The following is a 20,061-nucleotide window of genomic DNA, read 5'->3' on the forward strand; positions in this document are numbered from 1 at the left end:
CCTCGAAGACTGACTGGGAGACTGAAACATGACTGCACAGATCATCGACGGCAAGGCATTCGCCGCCACCGTCCGGGAAAAGGTCGCCGCCCATGTGGCACGTTTGAAAGAGGTGCACGGGATCACCCCCGGCCTGGCCGTGGTGCTGGTGGGCGAAGACCCGGCCAGCCAGGTCTACGTGCGCAACAAGGGCAAACAGACCGTCGAATGCGGGATGAATTCCTATGAGCACAAGCTGTCGGCGGAGACCTCGGAAGAGGATCTTCTGGCGCTGATCGAGCGTTTGAATGCCGATCCGGAGGTGCATGGCATCCTCGTGCAGCTGCCGCTGCCGGATCATCTCGACAGCGATCTGGTGATCAATTCCATCGATCCGGCCAAGGATGTGGACGGGTTCCATATTTCCAACGTCGGGCTTTTGGGGACCGGTCAGAAATCGATGGTGCCGTGTACGCCGCTCGGGTGCCTGATGATGCTGCGCGATCATCTGGGCAGCCTCTCCGGTCTCAATGCCGTGGTGGTCGGGCGCTCCAATATTGTGGGTAAGCCGATGGCCCAGCTTTTGCTGCGCGACAGCTGCACCGTGACCATCGCGCACAGTCGCACGAAAGAGATCGAAGCGCTGTGCCGCACCGCCGATATTCTCGTTGCCGCGGTCGGACGCCCGGAAATGATCAAGGGCGACTGGGTCAAACCAGGAGCGACCGTGATCGACGTGGGCATCAACCGTGTCGAGGCGCCGGAAAAGGGTCTCAGGGACGACGGTTCGGTGAAAATGAAACTGGTGGGCGATGTCGAGTTTGACAGCGCCGCCGCGGTCGCAGGTGCGATCACCCCGGTGCCGGGCGGCGTCGGTCCGATGACCATCGCCTGTCTTCTCGCCAATACGGTGACGGCGGCCTGTCGCGCCAATGATCTTCCCGAGCCCGAAGGGCTCACAGCCTAAATACGCATAGGGCCCTTATAGGATCTCAGGCCCGACCCAACGATAAAAATCCAAATCAACAACCAATAGACAAACCAACACCCGGGGAGCGCGATCAGGGGAGCGCTTCTCGTCTGGAGAGTAAACATGACGAAATATTGTCTCACCGTGGCCTGCGCAACGACGCGCGGGATCGTCGCCGCCATCGCCACCTATCTCGCCGATCATGGCTGTAACATCACCGACAGCTCGCAATTCGACGACACTGAAACCGGTCAGTTCTTCATGCGCGTGAGCTTCACCTCGGAAGAGGGCAAGGCGCAGGACGCGCTGGAAAAGGAATTCGCCCCGATCGCCGAAGAGTTCGGCATGACGTTTGCCTTCCACGACGAGAGCGTGAAGATGAAAGTGGTGATCATGGTCAGCCGTTTCGGCCACTGTCTGAACGATCTGCTGTACCGTGTGCGCATCGGCGCCCTGCCGGTCGAAATCGTCGCGGTGATCTCCAACCACATGGATTATCAGAAGGTCGTGGTGAACAGCGACATCCCGTTCCACTGCATCAAGGTGACCAAGGAGAACAAGCCGGAGGCCGAAGCCGCGATCATGAAAGTGGTCGAGGATTCCGAGGCCGAGCTGATCGTTCTGGCGCGTTACATGCAGATCCTTTCCGACGAGATGTGCACCAAGATGTCCGGCCGGATCATCAACATTCACCACTCTTTCCTGCCGTCGTTCAAGGGCGCGAACCCGTACAAACAGGCCTATGCGCGTGGCGTGAAGCTGATCGGGGCGACCTCTCACTACGTGACTGCGGATCTCGACGAGGGCCCGATCATCGAACAGGACACGGTGCGGATCACCCATGCGCAGAGCCCGGATGATTACGTCAGCCTCGGCCGTGACGTGGAAAGCCAGGTTCTGGCCCGCGCGATCCATGCTCATGCCAACCACCGTGTGTTCCTCAACGGCAACAAGACCGTGGTGTTCCAGGCCTCGCCGGGGAGCTATTCGTCGGAACGGATGGGGTGAGGAGCGGTCGGCCCATATGGGCCGATCCATCGCTCCAGTGGAGCGATGGAAGCGCCGAACGCCCGAGCACGCCTGCGAGGGCCGGGTAGGGAAGACCCGAGCCCCCTTGCGAGGGCCGGGCAGGGGCCGCGCCCGCATAGCGTGCGAGACCCGGGCAAAGATCCAACCCGACATCGCAAACCCGATCAGAGGCGCGGTTTTCCCGCGCCTCTTTTCGTTTCCGGTTTCGGTTCCAAAGCGCGGGCTCTGGACCAATCCTTCGGAATTGGTCTAATAGGGGCGAATCCCAAGGACTGACTTCGTGCCCAATTCCCCACTTTCCTCAACTCAACCCGGCCAGAGCTCCCTGCCGGGGGCGACCGTGAAATATGTGATCGAAACGCTGTCGACGCGGATCGTGACCCAGGAATATGCCACCGAAGAGCGCCTGCCCTCGGAGCGGCAGCTGGCGCAGGAACTGGGTGTGGCGCGCAACACGGTGCGCGAGGCTCTGGATCAGCTCGAGACCCGCGGCATGATCCGTCGGCGCGCCGGTGCCGGGTCCTTTGTCACCTATAATCCCGATGGCAATGGCGCGGCGCTTTCGCCCGTGGCCTCCGAGACCGGGCCGCTGCAATTGCAGGTGATGCGCGGCATTCTGGAACCCGAAATGGTGCGTCTTGCGATCGTCAACATGTCGCCGCGGCAGATCGAAGCGCTTTCCACCGTGCTCTCCAGAATGGAGGGGGTGCAGGCCGATGCCAGCGCCTTTATGCGGCTCGAGGAAGAATTCCACCGTTTGATTGCCGAGGGCACCGGCAATCCGCTTTTGGTGGCTTGTTACAATCTGGTGCTCGACGCCCGGCGCCAGGCCTTTCGCAGCGCCATGTATCGGCGGCACATGACCCCGGCCCGGATCGAGATCTATCAGCGCGGTTATAACGGTCTGTTCAATGCGATCGCGGCGCGGGACATCGAAGAGGCCTCGGAATTCATGAAGCTCGCCCTGATCGAGGATCAGCGCCTGTTGCTTCAGGAAGACTGACGCAGCGGGACCGAGGTCTGACGCGCTGTTTTCGGCGGAGGCCGCGCCGGAGCGGAATGATGGCCGTGACCGCCTGTGTCTGGTGGCTCATGACAAGGGCCGAATGTCGTGATTGGCCCAACCAATCCAAATTGGTTCTGTTCTGGTCTGTCGGTGAGATTTTCGGCGCGATTTTCTGACCGAACGGTCCATAAATCCTGCCGAATCTCCATGAAAATCCGGCTTGCCTGCGCGCGGCGGCGGAGAGGTCCTTGGGGCGAAACAGACCAATTTTCTCTGAAAAGATTCTCCCTGCGCCCATAAATTCAGCTTTCCTGGAAAATCCCGCGGGTCTTTGACCTAAAAAACGGCGCGCGTCGCCGCCGGATTAATTCCTGTCAGGAAAAAAGTTTGACCCATGGTGATTTGTTCGCCTTGATAAAGGGACTGAGTGAGCCAGTTCGCACAATTGGTCCGAACCAAAAATGGACCGCTGGCTTTGAATCGAAAAGTCAACTTCAGGACAGGGAGAACGACTTGGAACAGGATCTTGCATCCTTGGCTGCCGCGGTTGCGGAGCTACAGGGAAATCATGCCGCGACAAACGGTACGTTTTCCGAGACTTTCTACTTTCTGACGATCCCGCTCATGGTGCTGATCCATGCCGGGTTCCTCGCATATGAAATGGGCGCATCGCGGTCGAAGAACGCGCTGGCCTCCGGTATCAAGAACATTCTCGCCTTCGCGATGATCGTTCCGTTCTTTTATTTTGTCGGCTGGTGGATCTACTGGGCCTTCCCGACGGGCCTCACGCTTTCCGAAGGTGCCATGGGCATTTCCGGTCTGGCCTATGCCAATGACGTGGCCCTGCCGTGGAGCCAGTACATGGGCCCGAACCTCGATGACCGCGCCTCCGGCGTGTTCTGGGGGGCTTTCGTGCTGTTTGCCGCCACCACCGCCTCGATCCTCTCTGGCGGGGTGATCGAACGCATCAAGCTGACCGGCTTTGTCGTTCTGGCCATCGCACTGGGCGCTTTCGTCTGGATCCTCGCGGCCGCCTGGGGCTGGCATGCGGATGGCTGGCTGGTGACCAAGTTCGGCTATCATGATTTCGGTGCGGCTGGCGTCGTGCACATGATCGCGGGCTTCTTCTCGCTGGGTGTTCTGATCAACCTCGGGCCGCGCATCGGCAAATTCAACGCCGATGGCTCCGCCAACAACATCCCGGGTCACTCCATGCCGATGACGCTGATTGGTCTCATGCTGATCATCGCCGGGTTCTGGGGCTTCCTGATGGGGTGTGTCATCGTTCCGGGCGAAGCCTGGTCCTGGGGCACCGAGATCGAAGCGACGATCTACGGCACGCCGATGACCATTTCCGGCATGACTTTCAACACGCTGATGGGCTTTGCCGGCGGCATCATCGGGGCCTGGATGGTCACTCGCGATCCGTTCTGGATGATGTCCGGTGCTCTCGGCGGGATCATCTCGGCCGCTGCCGGTCTCGACCTGTGGTATCCGCCCATGGCCTTTGCCATCGGTTTCATCGGCGCCTGCATGATGCCCTTCGTCGCCTCCTTCATCGAGAAACGCGGCATCGACGATGCGGTTGGCGCCTTTGCAGTGCACGGCTTTCTCGGCATGTGGGGCCTCCTGGCGGTCGGTATCGCGGCCCAGGGCTACCCGGCGATGTTCGGGGAAGACGTGATCGAGACCTCGTTTATGGGTCAGCTCGTCGGCGCCGTCACCATGGGGCTTCTGGGCTTCGTTCCGGGCTATGTCATCTCCTTCATCCTGAAGGTGACCGGCCAGCTCCGGGTGCCCGAAGAAGCCGAACTGCTCGGTCTCGACAAGGTCAAAGTGCCTGCCGAAGCCTATCCCGAAGCGCTTCACCCGTCGGTCAGCCCGGCCGAGTGATCCCTCTGACAAGGAAAGGATAATCCAATGGAAGCTCCGTTTGACGCAACCTCCTGGGACGGCATCACCGGCGCCATCTACGCTGGCTACGGCTCCGTCGAAGGTCTCTGGCTCCTTCTCGTGCTGGCCATGGTCGTGATCGCGATCGTGTTTGGCTGGCGCCACGAGGAACACGCCTACAAGGCGACAGAGAAAAAATAAGAACCGAAACTGGTTCAAAGAGACAGGGTTTCACGCCCTTCCTCTGGCCCGGCGGCGCTTCCCGTTGCCGGGTCACCCCGAAAATCCCCAAATTCAATACACGACCCGAAGGACAGAATAATGATCACCTCATGGAGATTTTCCGCACTGGCGGACCGGCACCGCGCCCTGGGCTCCGCTCTCGAAGACTGGAGCGGCATGGGCACCGCCTGGAGCTATGACAAGGATCAGACGGAAGAGTACCTGGCGATCCGCACGAAAGCGGGCGTCATGGATGTCTCGGGCCTGAAGAAAGTCTATGTCGTCGGCCCGCACGCGCAATATGTGATCGACAAGGCCACGACCCGCAATATCGAAAAACTGAAACCCGGTCGTTCGACCTATGCCACCATGCTCAATGATGCCGGCAAGTTCGTCGATGACTGCGTGATCTACCGGCTCGGGCCGCAGAATTTCATGGTGGTGCACGGGTCCGGCGCGGGCCATGAGCAACTGACCAAATACGCCGCCGGGCGCAATGTCGCGGTGATCTTCGACGACGAGCTGCATGACATCTCGCTGCAAGGGCCGCTGGCCGTCGATTATCTCGAGAAGCACGTGCCGGGCATCCGCGACGTGGTCTATTTCAGCCATCTCCAGACCACGCTCTTTGGCAAGCCGGTGATGATCTCGCGTACCGGTTACACCGGCGAGCGCGGCTACGAGATCTTCTGCCGTCGTCAGGACGCGGTGGAGATCTGGGACACGATTGTCGCCGAGGGCGAAGCGATGGGCATCATCCCGACGCGCTTCACCACGCTCGATTGGCTGCGGGCCGAGAGCTATCTGCTGTTCTTCCCCTATGACAATTCGGAAATGTACCCGTTCAAGGACGAGGCCGCCGGCGACACGCTGTGGGAGCTGGGTCTCGACTTTACCGTCTCGCCGGGCAAGACCGGGTTCCGCGGCGCCGAAGAGCATTACCGTCTGAAGGGCAAAGAGCGCTTCAAAATTTACGGTGTGAAACTCGAAGGCACCGAACCCGCCGCCGAAGGTGCGCCTTTGCTGAAAGACGGCAAAGAGGTCGGTGTCGTGACCGTCGGCATGTATTCGCCCCTCAATGAGCACAATGTCGGCATCGCGCGTATGCCGGTCGAGTGCGCCGTCGAAGGTGTGGAGCTCACGGTCAAGAACCCCGATGGCGAGATCAAGGCAATTGCGCATCCGATGCCCTTCTACGACGTCGACAAGAAGCGTCGCACCGCCAAGGGCTGATAAAAATACGAACGCACAAAGACTTACGAGGCGGGGGCAATTCGGTGCCCGCCTCCTGAGACCAACAGGAAGACCGACGGGACCTCACAATGCCCAACACTGAATTTTCCCCCTCCATCGATAGCCGGCCGACCTATGCCGGGCTCTCCTCGCAAGGGGCCGCGCCCGCGATCATGGTCGCCGATGCGGCCGGCGCTGCGGCGCTCATCGATCTTGCCACGGCCGATGCCTCTGTCATGGATCATGCCCATGTCATCCTGGTCGCGAAAGCGCCGGACATGGCGGCAAGACTAACTGATCTCGGCCCGAAGGCGCTGCATGAGGCGCCGGACTTTGAGGCCGCGACGCCGCTGGTGAGCCAGCTTCTCGACAGTGCCAAAATGGGCACGCAGCTTTACCTCGCCGGCTCCGAAGGGCTGATGGGCCATGTCTCGGCCTTGGCGACGACCGCCGGCATGCCGCTCGAGGCGATCCAGATGGAACATCGCGGCTCGATCGCGCGGCGCATGCAATGCGTGCATTGCAAGGGCATCACCGAGGACGTGACCACCGATCCCTTCACCTGTTCGCATTGCGGGCTGACACTGTTCGTCCGCGATCACTTTTCGCGCCGGCTGGGCGTGTTCCAGGGCGTCTGTGTCGACGCGGAAACCCCGGGTGTCGTGCCCGAAACCGTGGAGATCCGCGCATGAAACTCGCTCTGAAAGTGACCGAGGTCGAACAGCTTTCACCGCTCGTCAAACGCTTCCGTTTCGAGGACCCGAAAGGCGCCTCTCTGCCGGTGTTTTCCGGGGGCGCGCATATCACCGTGGACATGCCCGAAGAGGATGCGATCCGTCGCAATTCCTATTCGCTGATCTCCGATCCCTATGACGGCACCGGCTATGAGATTGCCGTGCGGCGCGAGGACCGGGGTCGCGGCGGCTCGCTCTACATGCACACGAAAGTGGCCGAGGGCGACGACATCACCGTGTCCCTGCCCTCGAACCTGTTCCAGCTTGATCTGCGCGCAAAGAAACATGTGCTGATCGGTGGCGGCATCGGCATCACGCCGTTCCTGTCGCAATTGAAACAGCTCGAGATGGAGCAGAAACCGTTCGAGCTGCATTACGCGGCGCGCTCGCGCGAAGAGGCGGCGGGGTTGAAACTGTTGCAGGAGGCGGCGCATATCCATGTGCATATCTCGGAAGAGGGCGCGCGCATGGATCTTGGCGCCATTCTCGACGGCCAGCCGATGGGCACCCATGTCTATACCTGCGGTCCCGACGGGTTGATCACGGCCGTGGCCGATCAGACCGCGCGTCTGGGCTGGCCGAAGACGGCGGTGCATTCCGAAGCCTTCACCGCGCCGCCGCCGGGCGAGCCTTTCGAGGTGGTGATCGCCTCCACCGGTCAGACCGTGACCGTGAAGGCCGATCAGAGCCTCTTGGAAGCTTTGGAAGCGGCCAAGGTCGAGATCGATTCTTCCTGTCGCGGTGGCGCCTGTGGCCGCTGTCACACCAAGGTCACCGCCTGCGACGGTCGCATCCTGCACAATGACCATTGGCTGTCCGAGGGTGAACGCGCGGCGCAGCAAGACATCATGCCCTGCATGTCCCGTTTCAAAGGCACGCGCCTTGAGCTTGATCTCTGAGGAGAAGACCAGATGACGATGCAATTCAACGATGAGACCTTTCGCGGCGATTACAGCTATTTCAATTCGCCGGCGGCGGTGAAACGCTTCCCGTTTCCTTTCGATCAGGACAGCTACATGTACTCGGTGAACATCGAGCAACATCCGGGCGGTCCGAAAGGATCGCCATTTGAGTTCGCCTTCGATGTCGACGAACATTACGTGGCCGAGATGAAGGATCGCGAGATCACCCTGGCCGGGGACCCGATGCGCTGTCAGTCGCTGCCGCATATGGAGCTGGCGGGCTGGGATCTCTTGGAGCTGATCATGGTGTCGAAGGCGCGCGATTATCCCGAGCTGTTCAAGCTCACCCGCGATGGCAATGACTGGCATTGGGTCAACAAGCCGCTGGGCATCGAGAAACGCTTCACCTTCCTCGATCCGACCACGCTGCCTTGCGGCCCGATGGAATATATCACCCGTCAGGCACAGGGGGACTTTGCGCTCCTGCACGAGCGCGAGGGCAATCTCTGGCTCGACGCCGGCATGATCACCTCGCAGGCCGACTGGTCCTTGGATTTCGATGTCGGGATGAATTTCTTCGAATGGCACGCGCCGGTGCCGAAGGCCCGCAAGATGGGCGTGTTCGACAAGGCGCTGAAATTCTTGCTCGCGGTGGGGCAGGACCAGAGCTATCGTCGGCTGAACTGGACCATGACGGTGAACCCGCGGCTCGACACCTCGCCCGAGAACTATCACAAATGGGGCCCGGAAAAGCGCACGGTGACGCCGGAAAATGTCGGCAAGAAGCAGTTTCTGCGGGTGGAGCTGCAGACCTTCTGGCGGCTGCCGCGCTCTAACGCGCTGGCCTTTCCGATCCGCTGTTATCTCGCCAATCTGGAAGACATCGCGTCCCAGCCGAAATGGGGGCGCCGCCTGCACCGGGTGCTGCGCGACATCGACCCCGATCTGGCGGAGTACAAGGGCTTTGCGGTCAACCAGAAATATATCGTCGACTACCTGTCGCAATTCGACGATGGGGCGGAGACCTCGCCGGGGATTTTCCCGGACTGATCAGAGGAGCGGCCATGGCCTGGATCTTGCTCACCATCGCGGGGCTGTTGGAAGTGGTCTGGGCCACGGCGATGAAATCCTCGCAGGGCTTCACCCAATTCTGGCCGAGCGTGGTGACGGTCGTCACCATGCTCGCCTCCTTCGGCCTCCTGGCCGTGGCGATGAAAAGCCTGCCGCTGGGGACCTCTTACATGGTCTGGGTCGGGATCGGCGCGGTCGGGGCGTTCATCGCCGGGATCGTGCTGCATGGCGAAGCGTTGAATCTGATGCGGGTGCTCGCCGCGACGCTCATTGTCGCCGGCATCGGGGTGATGCGGTTGGCGGGGTGAGGGGGATGGAGCCCTTTGGGGACATTTGAACTTTGCGCACCCGCCCGGAACAGCCACGAAGTGGCCCGGGCGTGCGCTGGCCCGTCCCGGCGGGCGAGCGCATTTGGCCCCCGCGCTTAGCAGATTGAACTTTCACGGATTTGGTCGGGATAAAGCAAAGACCACATCTGTTGACGCGCTCCCCCACGGGCCAGCGCACGCCCTTCGTTGCTCTTGGTTCGAACATCAGCTTCGTCCGCAAAGCAGACATCTGGCCCGTCGTCTCGCCGCCTCTCCCCTCACGCCCGGTTGGAAATCCAGCGGCTCTGATAGGGGGCGAAGGTGATATTGGGTGTCGAGAGATCGATTTGCTCGCCGGTCAGCAGGTCGTACCAGACCTCGCCATCGATCAGGTTGATCGCGATATGCGGCACCTCGACGGTTTCGGCGGTGAGATTGTGCAGCGAGAAGATCGACTGATCGCGGGCTGGCGACTGGCGCCAGATGCCGAACATCTGATCGCCCAGCTGCATGGTGAACTGCGTCGCATTCGGGTGAAAGGCCTTTTGCGCCGTGCGGATGCCGATCCGGCGTTTCATCTCGGACAGGACCTGTGCGTTCTGGCTCTCCGGATCGTCCAGGAGCGCGCGCAGTTCCGGGTAATCCCAGCGGTGGCGGTTGATCGCGCGGTTGACGCCGGTCTTCTCGACCCCCGCATGATCGTTGTGGGTGGCCAGAAGCGAATGGATGTAGAAGGCGGGTACGCCTTCGAGCGACATGACGATGGTCTGGGAGCAGATGAACCGATCGATCTGCCAGTCATCCTCACCGCCGTCGATCGTGCCCTTGAGCGCGTCGAAATAGGTGATGTTGAGCTCATAGGGTTTCTCGGAGCCGTCCGGCAGCGCCCGCATCGACACCAGCCCGCCGAAATCGCGCACGCATTTGATCACTTGCCCCAGTTCCTCGGGCTCCAGAAGCCCTTCGGCGCCGCGCACGCCGATGCCGTCATGCGAGGCGGAGAAATTGAGATAGGCGCAGCCCAGCTGCGCCGGCGGCATGCGCATGACCCATTTGTTGAGATAGGTCGAGGTGCCCGACAAGAGCGCGTGCAACAACAGCGGCGGCAGCGAGAAATTGTAGATCATGTGCGCTTCGTTGCGGTTGCCGAAATAGCTCAGGTTTTCGGCATTGGGCACATTGGTCTCGGTCAGGAGCACCACGCGCTCCTCGGCATAATCGCACAGGAGCCGCATCAGCCGGACGATGGCATGGGTCTGGGGCAGGTGGATGCAGGAGGTGCCGAGTTCCTTCCAGACGAAGGCCACGGCATCCAGGCGGATGATCCGCACGCCGTTGTCCATATGCAGCCGCATGATGCGCAAAAATTCGAGGAGCACCTCGGGATTCTTGAAATCCACGTCGATCTGATCGTGGCTGAAGGTGCACCAGACATGTTTCGGGCCGTTGGCGGTATTGACCTCGCGCAGAAGCGGCGAGGTGCGCGGGCGCACCACCTGGCTCAGGTCGTCTTCGGGCGTGGCTTCGACAAAGAACTTGTCATAGGGCTCGTGGCCCTGACGATATTCCGAGAACCAGGTCGACATTGAGGACACATGGTTCAGGACCAGATCCGACATCAGCCGGAATTCGCTGCCGATGCGCTGAATATCGGCCCAGTCGCCCAGCTGGCTGTTCACCGCCCGGTAATCGGTGACGGCAAACCCGTCGTCCGAGGTGAATGGGAAGAAGGGCAGGATATGCACCCCGTGTACCGTGCCGCGCAGGTAACGATTGAGGAAATCACGCAACAGATCGAGCGGCTTATGCTGCCCGTCGACCAGCGAGTTGCCATAGGTGATGACCAGCGTGTCGGTCTCGTTCCACAGGTTGTGGCCGGGCGCGCGGGCGCGGGCGCGCTGTCCATGGCCCTCGGGCCAGAACGCGTCGATGATCTGTTGGCTCAATGCAGTCGCGTCCAGATTCGGGTAAATCTGTCCGATCAGCGCGCAGAGTCTGGACTTGAATTGAGAAGACGGTTTGGCCATCGGGCGTCCCCTTCCGTTAATCTTTTCTTTCGGTAGAGCAGACCGGAGAGTGAGGTTCAATGGAGGGAAAGGGGGGAATTGCACTTTCGATGTGCAAATACCCATGGGACGGGGGCGTGACGTTTGTATTCTGCACAATTATGCGGCAGTCGAAACGGTTTCGGATTTATGCCCTGTGATTTGGCCCTCTGAAACGCATGTTTCAGATGCGCTCATCCGGAGAGACTCGCTGTCTGGCCAATGTCGGTTTGGCAGCTGTGGCTCAGGAAACCTGATCGCCCAGAGCGGTATCGATCAGCCAGCCGCCGGGGCCGGCGATGCGATCGGGGAGTGCGACGATCATGACTTCGCGGATCGCGATGGTGGCCATGACGGCCAATGCCAGCTGGTCGAAAGTGATGGCAGAAAGATCCATGGCAATGCTCCCGTGTCTACGAGGATATCGCTGACAGGCAAATCGGGCTGAAATGGGGCAGGTATCGGGCGGCTTTGGGAAGTCGGTCTTGACCTTGCGTTAACTTGTGAACGGGTCGTCCGGATAGCCCACCCCGACAAGATACAACCCCTCGGGCGGGCAGACCGGGCCACAGGCGGCACGGTCCCTCGCTTCGAGCGCCTCGGTGACGTCTTCGGGCGTCCAGGCGCCGGAGCCGACGCGTTCCAGCGTGCCGACGAAGCTGCGCACCTGATTGTGCAGGAAGCTCCGCGCCCGGAAATAGAACCGGAATTCCTGACCGTAGGGGATGTCCGCGACCTCGACCCGGGCCTCATCGAGCGTCTTCACAGGGCTGTCGGCCTGACACATGGTCGAGCGAAACGTGGTGAAATCGTGCAGGCCAATGAGCCGATCTGCGCCTGCCTGCATCGCTTCGACGTCCAGCTCATGATTGACCCGCCAAGCCAGCCCCGCCTCGTGCACCAAAGGTGCGCGGCGCGAGATCAGCCGAAACATGTAGCGCCGCTCACGGGCCGAAAACCGCGCGTGCCAGTCGTCATCCACGCGGGCGGCTTCGAGAATCGCCACCGGGTTGGGCTTCAGATGATGGTTCAGCGCTTCAGAGAGCCGGAACGGGTCCCAATCCTTGGCCATGTCGCAATGCGCCACCTGGCCCGTGGCATGCACCCCCGCATCGGTGCGCCCGGCGGCGCCGATCCCGGGACAATCGGGTTCCAATTTGCGCAGGGCCTCCTCGACGGCCTGCTGAACCGAAGGATGCTCTTTCTGGCGCTGCCAGCCGGCAAAGGGTGCGCCGTGATATTCGATCTTGAGGGCGTATCTGGGCATGGGGGCGCTTTAGCGCGCTGCGGGGAAGTCGTCCAGTGTTTCTCCCTTACATGTGCGTCTGTCCATGCTTATGTTGATGCCATAAACATCGAGAGAGGCGACAGGCTTGATCCTGAACGATATTGCAGACCGGATTTTCCGCGGCGTCGAGACGGTGCAGGATGGCGTGCACGAGGCGCTGTTCGAGCCAGTGATCCGATTGGGCGTGACGGGGCTGTCGCGCGCCGGCAAGACGGTGTTCATCACCTCTTTGGTTGCCAATCTGCTGGACCGGGGCCGGATGCCGCAATTCGGGCCGGGCACGGCGATCACGGCGGCCTATCTGCAACCGCAACCCGACGATACCGTGCCGCGCTTCGACTATGAGAGCCATCTCTCGGCGCTGAGCGGGCCGGAGCCGCACTGGCCCGAGAGTACCCGCGCCGTCTCCGAGCTGCGCCTGTCGTTCAAGATCCGCCCCGCCGGGCTCTTGGGCGGGCTCACCGGGTTGCGCACCGTGCATCTCGACATTGTGGACTATCCCGGCGAATGGCTTCTCGATCTCGGGCTGATGGAAAAAAGCTATGCCGAGTGGTCGGCAGAGGCGCTCGAGGCGGCCGGGGCGCGTTCCGAAGGCGCGTCCTTTCTCGAGGCGCTCGCCGCCGTCGATGCGACCGAAAAGCATGCAGAGCCCGTCGCGAAAACGCTGTCCCAGAGCTTTACCGCCTATCTGCAATCGGCCCGGGCCAACGGTTATTCCGATTGCACGCCGGGGCGGTTTCTGTTGCCCGGGGAACTCGACGGCTCTCCCGTCCTGACCTTCGCACCTCTGCCCGCGGGCGAGGCGCCGCGCGGCTCGCTGCATCGCGAATTCGAGCGCCGGTTCGAGGCCTACAAGCGCGAGGTGGTCAAGCCGTTCTTTCGCGATCATTTCTCGCGCATTGATCGCCAGATCGTGCTGGTCGACGCCTTGGGCGCGATCCACGCCGGGCCGAAAGCGGTCGAGGATCTGCGGCGCACCATGGCCGATATCCTTGCCGCCTTCCGTCCCGGCCGCGTCGGGCGGATCATGTCGCTTTTGGGCCAGCACAAGGTCGAAAAGATCCTCTTTGCCGCCACCAAGGCCGATCACATTCATCACAGTCAGCACCCGCGCCTGACTGCGATCATGGAGGCGATGCTACGCGAGGCCCGCGACCGGGCCGATTTCGCCGGTGCTTCGACCATGGCCATGTCACTGGCGGCGCTCCGCGCCACGGTGGAGGAGACGATGGAGCACGAGGGCCAGAGCCTCGATGTGGTGCGCGGCACCACCGAGACCGGCAAACAGGCGGCGTTTTATCCGGGTGAGCTACCCGAAGATCCGTCGCATATCCTCTCGCCCGCCCGCAAGGGTGCGGATAAATGGCTCGACGGGTCTTACGAGGTGATGAAATTCCGCCCCGCGAAGCTCACCCTGCGCCCCGGCGAAGGCCCGCCGCATATCCGCCTCGACCGCGCCGCCGAGTTCCTGATCGGAGACAAGCTATGACTGACACGCCAGAGGGGAAACGCGGCCCGGTTTTGATCGAGTTGGAAGCGGATGAGACGGTGAACCCGTCCATGGCCGACCCGGTGCCGGATCTGGCGCCGCTCACGCGACCTGCGGCGATGGAACGGGTTGCCGTACTGGCCGCCCGCAGGCCCTCGGCGCTGGGCCGGTGGTTCTGGCGTCTCTTCGCGGCGCTCTTCACCTTCGGGCTGACGCTGGCGGCCTATGATTTCATCGCCGGGCTGATCGCCCGCAATACCGTGCTGGGCTATGCCGCGCTGGGCCTCACCGGTGCGTTCCTCTTTGTTTTGGCCGCGATTGCGCTCAAGGAGCTCTCCGCCTTCGCCCGGCTCAAACGCATCGACACGCTGCAAAAGACGGCAGGCGAGGCGATTGCCGCCGCCGATCTGAGCGCGGCCAAGGATGTGACCGGCAAGCTTCTGTCGGTCTATGGGCATCGCGATGAGCTCAATTGGGGCAAGGAGCGGTTCAAGGAGCGTCAGGGCGAGGTTTTCGACGCCGACGGGCTGTTGGGGCTGGCGGAGACCGAGTTGCTCGTGCCTCTGGATGCCGCCGCAAGGCGCGAGGTCGAGGCCGCCGCACGTCAGGTCGCCACGGTGACCGCGCTGGTGCCGCTGGCGCTGGCCGATGTCTTCACCGCGCTGACCGCCAACCTGCGGATGATCCGGCGGATCGCCGAGATCTACGGCGGGCGGTCGGGGACGCTGGGCAGCTGGCGGGTGACGCGGTCGGTTTTAACCCATCTCGTGGCCACTGGCGCCGTTGCCGTCGGCGACGATCTGATTGGCACCATGGCTGGCGGCGGCGTCATGGCGAAAGTCTCGCGCCGCTTTGGCGAGGGTGTCGTCAACGGAGCGCTGACCGCCCGCGTCGGCGTGGCCGCCATCGAAGTCTGCCGCCCGCTGCCGTTCATGAAGGCCAAGAAACCGTCCGTGTCCGGCACGGTGAAGCGGGCGCTGACCGGGTTGTTCGATCGGGGGGAGTGAGACGGCGCCTTACCCTGTCGGCGTGAGATAGCCCAGCGGTGGCAGGAGCGTGCCTTTCACCAGCAGGGTCAGGAGCTGTTTCGCGGGTGGGAGGATCGAGAGCGGAAACAGGATGCGATCCCGGACGACGGGCAGGATGCGGCTGTCCGATTGGTATTGCGGCGTGAAAGCCGCCGACATCCATTGGTAGGCAAAGACATGGGCGCGTCGCGCCCGAGCATAGGCCGGCAGGGCTTTCTCGAGCGGAAAGTGCCGCAACGCCTGCGCTAGGGCCCAGGCATCCAGCAGCGCCATATTGGCGCCCTGTCCCAATTGCGGCGAGGCCCGGTGCGCCGCGTCGCCGATATGGACGATGCCCGCGCCATAGGGGCGGCGCAGCGTGCCATGGGAATAGCGCGCCATGATCATCTGATCGGGGTCGGTGATCTGATCGAGAAAGGGCACGAGCGCTGGCCAGAGCGACAGTGCGTCGTCTTTCCAAGCCGCGAGACCGGCACTACGCCAGCTGTCGTAGCCGTTCCGCGGCAGAGACCAGAACAGCGCGGCCTTTGGCCGGTTTTCTCCGGGCAGGGTGCCGATCGGGATGATGCCGATCATCCGGTCGGCCCGGCGATAGCGCTGCGACAGCTCCGTCTGCGGCAGGCCCGTGTCCGGCCAATCGACGGTGGTCCAGATGGCCCCATAGGGCAGGGGGCGTGCCTTGAGCGGGCTCAGCGTGGAGTGTGCCCCGCTGGCATCGACGATCAGATCAAAGGTTGCAGAGAGGCTGCGATCGGCAAAGACAAGCCGCGTGCCCGCGCGATCCGTCATCATGTGCCCTGTCACCTTGTGATCCGGACACACCGGCACATGGCGGCGCTGCACCGCGTCGAGCAGGCTGTTGAAAAGTGCCCCGCGATGGATCGCCAAGCCATAGCTCTTGCCATAGCTGACATCGAGCACGCGGCGCCCGCTGAAGGCGTCGCGCCCGAGCATACGCTGAATTTTCTGACCATGGGCGCGCGCCATCTCTCCGGCGCCGATGGCGTCGAGAACCCGCCGCCCCACCGGTTGAATCACCAGCCCCGACCCGACCGGGCGCGGCCTGTCGAACTGGTCGAAGAGCGTGACCTCATGGCCCTGATCGGACAGCAACGCGGCGGCGGTGAGCCCGCCGATCCCGGCGCCCGTGATGGCAATTCTGAGGGGCTTGCCCTGTCTTCGCGTCATTGCCCGATGTCTCAAAACAGCTTTGGCGGCGCGTCTTTTGGCTGATCTCGGCTGACGATGCCCATGCGAAAGGCGCGGCCGATGCGGTGCGCGATGGCGGACCATTTTGCGGCGGTCTCCGGGTCGAGCTCGGCCTGCACGGTCTCGTCGAACAGGGCGAGCCAGAGGGCAAAATGATGCTCCTTCACCTCCGGCGCCATCAGGTGCACGCGTTGCGGGAAGCCGTCGTAATTGCGTTCGTGCAGGATCGCGTTGCGCCAGAACCGGCCGATCTTTTCCTCATGCGCCGGCCAGTCCTCGACATGGGCGCCGAACACCGGGGCAAGCTCCGGATGTTGGCGCACGCCGGCGTAGAAGCGTTTGAGAACCCGGTCCATCTCCTCATGCGAGATCTCGAATTTCGGCGGCAGGGCGGAGCGGGTGTCGGGGTGGCTGTCAGTCATCGGGGCCTCTCGGGTTGCGCGGGCGCGATCCTGCGTCAGATAGGACGAAGCTGCAATGCGGCAATCACGCAGCTGCCCAGAGCGCGGTAAGGGGCGAGAGCGCCATGTATGTGTGCTTGCTCAACGCGGTTTGCGCTCCTATAAGGCGCTTATGACATTCGTGGCGATCATTATTCGAATTATCAGCCCGGCGCTCTAAGATACGAGCCGCCGGGACAAGGCGTATGGAGACCCGCGCCGAATTCGAACCTGACACCCTCCCTCCCAAGGACCGATCCGACATGTGTTCCGAGACGACCACACCCGATTACAAAGACACACTGAACCTGCCGAAAACCGAATTCCCGATGCGCGCGGGCCTGCCCAAGCGCGAGCCTGCCTGGCTGGAGCGCTGGGAGGAGATCGGCGTTTATGAACGGCTGCGGGAAAAGGGCAAGGCCGAGGGGCGCCCGTCTTTCGTGCTGCACGATGGCCCGCCCTACGCCAACGGTCACCTGCATATCGGTCATGCTCTGAACAAGACGATCAAGGATATCATCACGCGCTCGCATCAGATGATGGGGTTCGACGCGCGTTACGTGCCGGGCTGGGACTGTCACGGTCTGCCGATCGAATGGAAGATCGAAGAGAAATACCGCGAAAAAGGCCAGAACAAGGACGAGGTTCCGGTCGTGGACTTCCGTCAGGAATGCCGCGCCTTTGCCGAGGAATGGGTGGGTATCCAGCGCGAGGAATTCAAACGCCTCGGCGTCTATGGCACCTGGGATGATCCTTACCTCACCATGAATTTCCACGCCGAGCGGGTGATCGCCGAGGAATTCATGAAATTCCTGATGAACGGCACGCTCTATCAGGGCTCCAAACCCGTGATGTGGTCGCCGGTCGAAGAGACCGCGCTGGCCGAGGCGGAGGTCGAATATCACGACAAGGAAAGCCCGACCATCTGGGTGAAATTCGCGGTCGCCAATGAGGGTGCGGATCTTCAGGGCGCCTATGTCGTGATCTGGACGACCACGCCCTGGACCATCCCGTCGAACAAGGCGGTCGTCTATGGTGCCGACTATAATTACGGCCTCTATGAGGTGACGGGCACGCCGGACGAGTGCTGGCTCAAGGTTGGCGAGAAATACCTTCTGGCCGACAAGCTTGCCGCGCAGTGCTTTGCCAAGGCGCGCCTTGCCGAGGATCAGTGGACCCGCGTCCGCGATGTGCCGACCTCCGAATTCGAGGGCCTGTCGCTTCTGCACCCGCTGGCGGGGGCTGAGGGCGGCAATGGCGAATGGGACGGGCTGCGCGACTTCCGTGCCGCACCTTTCGTGACCGATGACGAGGGCACGGGCTTTGTCCACTGTGCGCCGTCGCACGGGATGGAAGAGTTCGAACTTTACCGCGATCTCGGCATGCTCGAGCAGGTCATCACCTACAACGTCATGGACGACGGCTCCTTCCGTGCCGATCTGCCGTTTTTCGGCGGCAAGCGCATCCTGCGCGAAAAGCCGAAGAAAGGCGATTGGGAGGGCGATGCCAACGCCACCGTGATCGCCAAACTCACCGAGGTTGGCGGGCTCATGGCGCGTGGCAAGATCAAGCACAGCTACCCGCATTCCTGGCGTTCGAAAGCGCCGGTGATCTTCCGCAACACGCCGCAATGGTTTGCCGCCGTCGACAAGAAACTCGACGATGGCATGGGCACCTATGGCGACACGATCCGCGAGCGCGCATTGAACTCCATCGACCAGCTGGTGAAATGGACGCCGCAGACCGGCCGCAACCGTTTGTACTCGATGATCGAGAACCGCCCGGACTGGGTGCTCTCGCGTCAACGCGCCTGGGGCGTGCCGCTGACCTGTTTCACCAAGAAGGGGTTGCTGCCGACCGAGGATGGTTTCCTGCTGCGCAACGATGAGGTCAATGCCCGCATCGCGGAGGCCTTCGAAGAGAAGGGCGCCGATATCTGGTACGAGGACGGGTTCAAGGAGCGCGTTCTGGAGGGCATCGTCGATCCGAGCGAATACGATCAGGTCTATGACGTGCTCGATGTCTGGTTCGACAGCGGCTCGACCCATGCGTTTGTGCTGCGCGACCGCGAAGACGGCACGCCCGATGGCATCGCCGATGTCTATCTCGAAGGCACCGACCAGCACCGTGGCTGGTTCCACAGCTCGCTGTTGCAGGCCTGCGGCACCAAAGGCCGTGCGCCCTATAAGAACGTTGTGACCCATGGGTTTACGCTCGACGAGAAGGGCATGAAAATGTCCAAATCCCTGGGCAACACCATCCTGCCGGAGCAGATCGTCAAACAATACGGCGCCGATATCCTGCGGCTCTGGGTGGCACAGACGGATTACACCGCCGACCAGCGGATCGGGGCGGAAATCCTCAAAGGCACCGCTGACAGCTATCGCCGGTTGCGCAACACCATGCGTTTCATGTTGGGCTCGCTTGCCGACTTCACCGAAGCCGATCGTGTCGATTGCGCCGATATGCCGGAGCTGGAGCGCTGGGTGCTGCATCGTCTGGCGGAGCTCGACACCGTGGTGCGCGAGGGCTACGAGACCTTCGATTTCTCCGGCGTCTGGCAGGCGGTGTTCAACTTTGCCACCGTGGATCTGTCGGCCTTCTATTTCGACATCCGCAAGGATGCGCTCTATTGCGATGGCGACACCATGCGCCGCCGTGCCGCGCGCACCGTGCTGGACATCCTGTTCCATCGTCTGACCACCTGGCTGGCGCCGATCCTCACCTTCACCATGGAAGAGGTCTGGCTGGAGCGCTTCCCGGGCGCGCAGAGCTCCGTGCATCTCATCGATTTCCCGGCACCGACCCCGGGCTGGCTCGATGGCGATCTTGCCGCGAAATGGGCCGGTATCCGCAAGGCGCGCCGTGTGGTCACCGCCGCGCTCGAAGTGCAACGCCGCGACAAGGTGATCGGGGCCTCGCTCGAAGCCGCGCCGGTGGTGCATGTCGGTGATGCCGAGATCCTGGCGGCGCTCAAGACCGTCAATTTCGATGATCTCTGCATCACCTCCGGCATCACGCTGACCGGCGACCCGGCCCCCAACGAGGCCTTCCGCCTCGAAGGTGAGGTCGATGGGATCGGCGTGGTGTTCGAGAAGGCCGAGGGCGAGAAATGCCAGCGCTGCTGGAAGATCCTCCCCGATGTCGGCACGCATGGCCATGATGGCGTCTGTGGCCGCTGCGACGAGGCGCTGGGCTGATCAGCTGTTTGACAG

The 20,061-nt window shown here is 62.2% G+C and carries 18 protein-coding genes; 13 read left to right on the forward strand and 5 right to left on the reverse strand.

The annotated features are described in order from the left end of the window. Positions 1-28 precede the first annotated feature (28 nt). The 10 genes from folD (at position 29) to BM151_RS13590 (ending at position 9,347) form a co-directional block, all read left to right on the forward strand. A complete protein-coding gene (gene folD / locus BM151_RS13550) occupies positions 29-946 on the forward strand; it encodes a bifunctional methylenetetrahydrofolate dehydrogenase/methenyltetrahydrofolate cyclohydrolase FolD (protein WP_090061267.1) in 918 nt (305 codons plus the stop codon). A 126-nt stretch (positions 947-1,072) separates the two neighbouring features. Further along, complete coding sequence (purU, locus tag BM151_RS13555) at positions 1,073-1,957, forward strand: formyltetrahydrofolate deformylase (protein ID WP_090061268.1); 885 nt, start codon at positions 1,073-1,075, stop codon at positions 1,955-1,957. 301 nt (positions 1,958-2,258) lie between these two features. Next, positions 2,259-2,981 carry a FadR/GntR family transcriptional regulator gene (locus BM151_RS13560; RefSeq protein ID WP_090061269.1) on the forward strand — a complete coding sequence of 241 codons (723 nt, stop codon included), beginning with the start codon at positions 2,259-2,261 and terminating at the stop codon, positions 2,979-2,981. Between the two features lie 516 nt (positions 2,982-3,497). Continuing rightward, positions 3,498-4,877 (forward strand): ammonium transporter, encoded by a 1,380-nt coding sequence (locus tag BM151_RS13565; RefSeq protein ID WP_090061270.1) that lies wholly within the window; start codon positions 3,498-3,500, stop codon positions 4,875-4,877. Positions 4,878-4,904: 27 nt separating this feature from the next. Continuing rightward, a complete protein-coding gene (locus BM151_RS21660) occupies positions 4,905-5,078 on the forward strand; it encodes a hypothetical protein (protein WP_177213147.1) in 174 nt (57 codons plus the stop codon). A 120-nt stretch (positions 5,079-5,198) separates the two neighbouring features. Then, positions 5,199-6,332, forward strand: coding sequence for an aminomethyl transferase family protein (locus BM151_RS13570; RefSeq protein WP_090061271.1), 1,134 nt, complete (start codon positions 5,199-5,201; stop codon positions 6,330-6,332). A gap of 89 nt (positions 6,333-6,421) precedes the next feature. Continuing rightward, the gene (locus tag BM151_RS13575) at positions 6,422-7,024 is read left to right on the forward strand and encodes a dimethylamine monooxygenase subunit DmmA family protein (RefSeq protein WP_090061272.1); all 603 of its coding nucleotides are present in this window, start codon (positions 6,422-6,424) and stop codon (positions 7,022-7,024) included. After that, the gene (locus tag BM151_RS13580; protein WP_090061273.1) at positions 7,021-7,965 is read left to right on the forward strand and encodes a PDR/VanB family oxidoreductase; all 945 of its coding nucleotides are present in this window, start codon (positions 7,021-7,023) and stop codon (positions 7,963-7,965) included. The genes BM151_RS13575 and BM151_RS13580 overlap by 4 nt, the downstream gene beginning before the upstream one ends. A gap of 12 nt (positions 7,966-7,977) precedes the next feature. Then, positions 7,978-9,018, forward strand: a complete 1,041-nt coding sequence (locus tag BM151_RS13585) for a heme-dependent oxidative N-demethylase family protein (protein ID WP_090061274.1) — start codon at positions 7,978-7,980, stop codon at positions 9,016-9,018. A 14-nt stretch (positions 9,019-9,032) separates the two neighbouring features. After that, positions 9,033-9,347 (forward strand): DMT family transporter, encoded by a 315-nt coding sequence (locus tag BM151_RS13590; RefSeq protein ID WP_090061275.1) that lies wholly within the window; start codon positions 9,033-9,035, stop codon positions 9,345-9,347. 278 nt (positions 9,348-9,625) lie between these two features. Here the strand turns inward: BM151_RS13590 and BM151_RS13595 are convergent, their stop codons facing one another. The 3 genes from BM151_RS13595 to truA all read right to left on the reverse strand — a co-directional run bounded on the left by BM151_RS13595 (position 9,626) and on the right by truA (position 12,659). Continuing rightward, positions 9,626-11,374, reverse strand: coding sequence for a sugar phosphorylase (locus BM151_RS13595; protein WP_090061276.1), 1,749 nt, complete (start codon positions 11,372-11,374; stop codon positions 9,626-9,628). Positions 11,375-11,636: 262 nt separating this feature from the next. Continuing rightward, complete coding sequence (locus tag BM151_RS21665; RefSeq protein WP_177213148.1) at positions 11,637-11,789, reverse strand: hypothetical protein; 153 nt, start codon at positions 11,787-11,789, stop codon at positions 11,637-11,639. Positions 11,790-11,888: 99 nt separating this feature from the next. Beyond that, on the reverse strand, positions 11,889-12,659 hold the full coding sequence (gene truA / locus BM151_RS13600) for a tRNA pseudouridine(38-40) synthase TruA (protein ID WP_090061277.1): 771 nt from the start codon (positions 12,657-12,659) through the stop codon (positions 11,889-11,891). A 106-nt stretch (positions 12,660-12,765) separates the two neighbouring features. Between truA and BM151_RS13605 the strand changes: the two genes are divergently transcribed. Both BM151_RS13605 and BM151_RS13610 read left to right on the forward strand, forming a co-directional pair. Then, a complete protein-coding gene (locus tag BM151_RS13605; RefSeq protein ID WP_090061278.1) occupies positions 12,766-14,169 on the forward strand; it encodes a YcjX family GTP-binding protein in 1,404 nt (467 codons plus the stop codon). Beyond that, complete coding sequence (locus BM151_RS13610) at positions 14,166-15,176, forward strand: YcjF family protein (protein ID WP_090061279.1); 1,011 nt, start codon at positions 14,166-14,168, stop codon at positions 15,174-15,176. The genes BM151_RS13605 and BM151_RS13610 overlap by 4 nt, the downstream gene beginning before the upstream one ends. A 9-nt stretch (positions 15,177-15,185) precedes the next feature. On the opposite strand, the gene BM151_RS13615 is transcribed toward BM151_RS13610, so the two are convergent. Both BM151_RS13615 and BM151_RS13620 read right to left on the reverse strand, forming a co-directional pair. After that, complete coding sequence (locus BM151_RS13615; protein WP_090061280.1) at positions 15,186-16,385, reverse strand: FAD-dependent oxidoreductase; 1,200 nt, start codon at positions 16,383-16,385, stop codon at positions 15,186-15,188. 11 nt (positions 16,386-16,396) lie between these two features. Beyond that, positions 16,397-16,828: a group III truncated hemoglobin gene (locus tag BM151_RS13620; protein ID WP_090061281.1), complete on the reverse strand. Its 432-nt coding sequence runs from the start codon at positions 16,826-16,828 to the stop codon at positions 16,397-16,399. Between the two features lie 281 nt (positions 16,829-17,109). On the opposite strand from BM151_RS13620, the gene ileS reads away from it, so the two are divergent. Then, positions 17,110-20,046, forward strand: coding sequence for an isoleucine--tRNA ligase (ileS, locus tag BM151_RS13625; protein ID WP_090061449.1), 2,937 nt, complete (start codon positions 17,110-17,112; stop codon positions 20,044-20,046). The last annotated feature ends 15 nt before the right edge of the window (positions 20,047-20,061 follow it).

Source organism: Celeribacter neptunius (genome assembly GCF_900113955.1).
Taxonomy (GTDB): Bacteria; Pseudomonadota; Alphaproteobacteria; order Rhodobacterales; family Rhodobacteraceae; genus Celeribacter; species Celeribacter neptunius.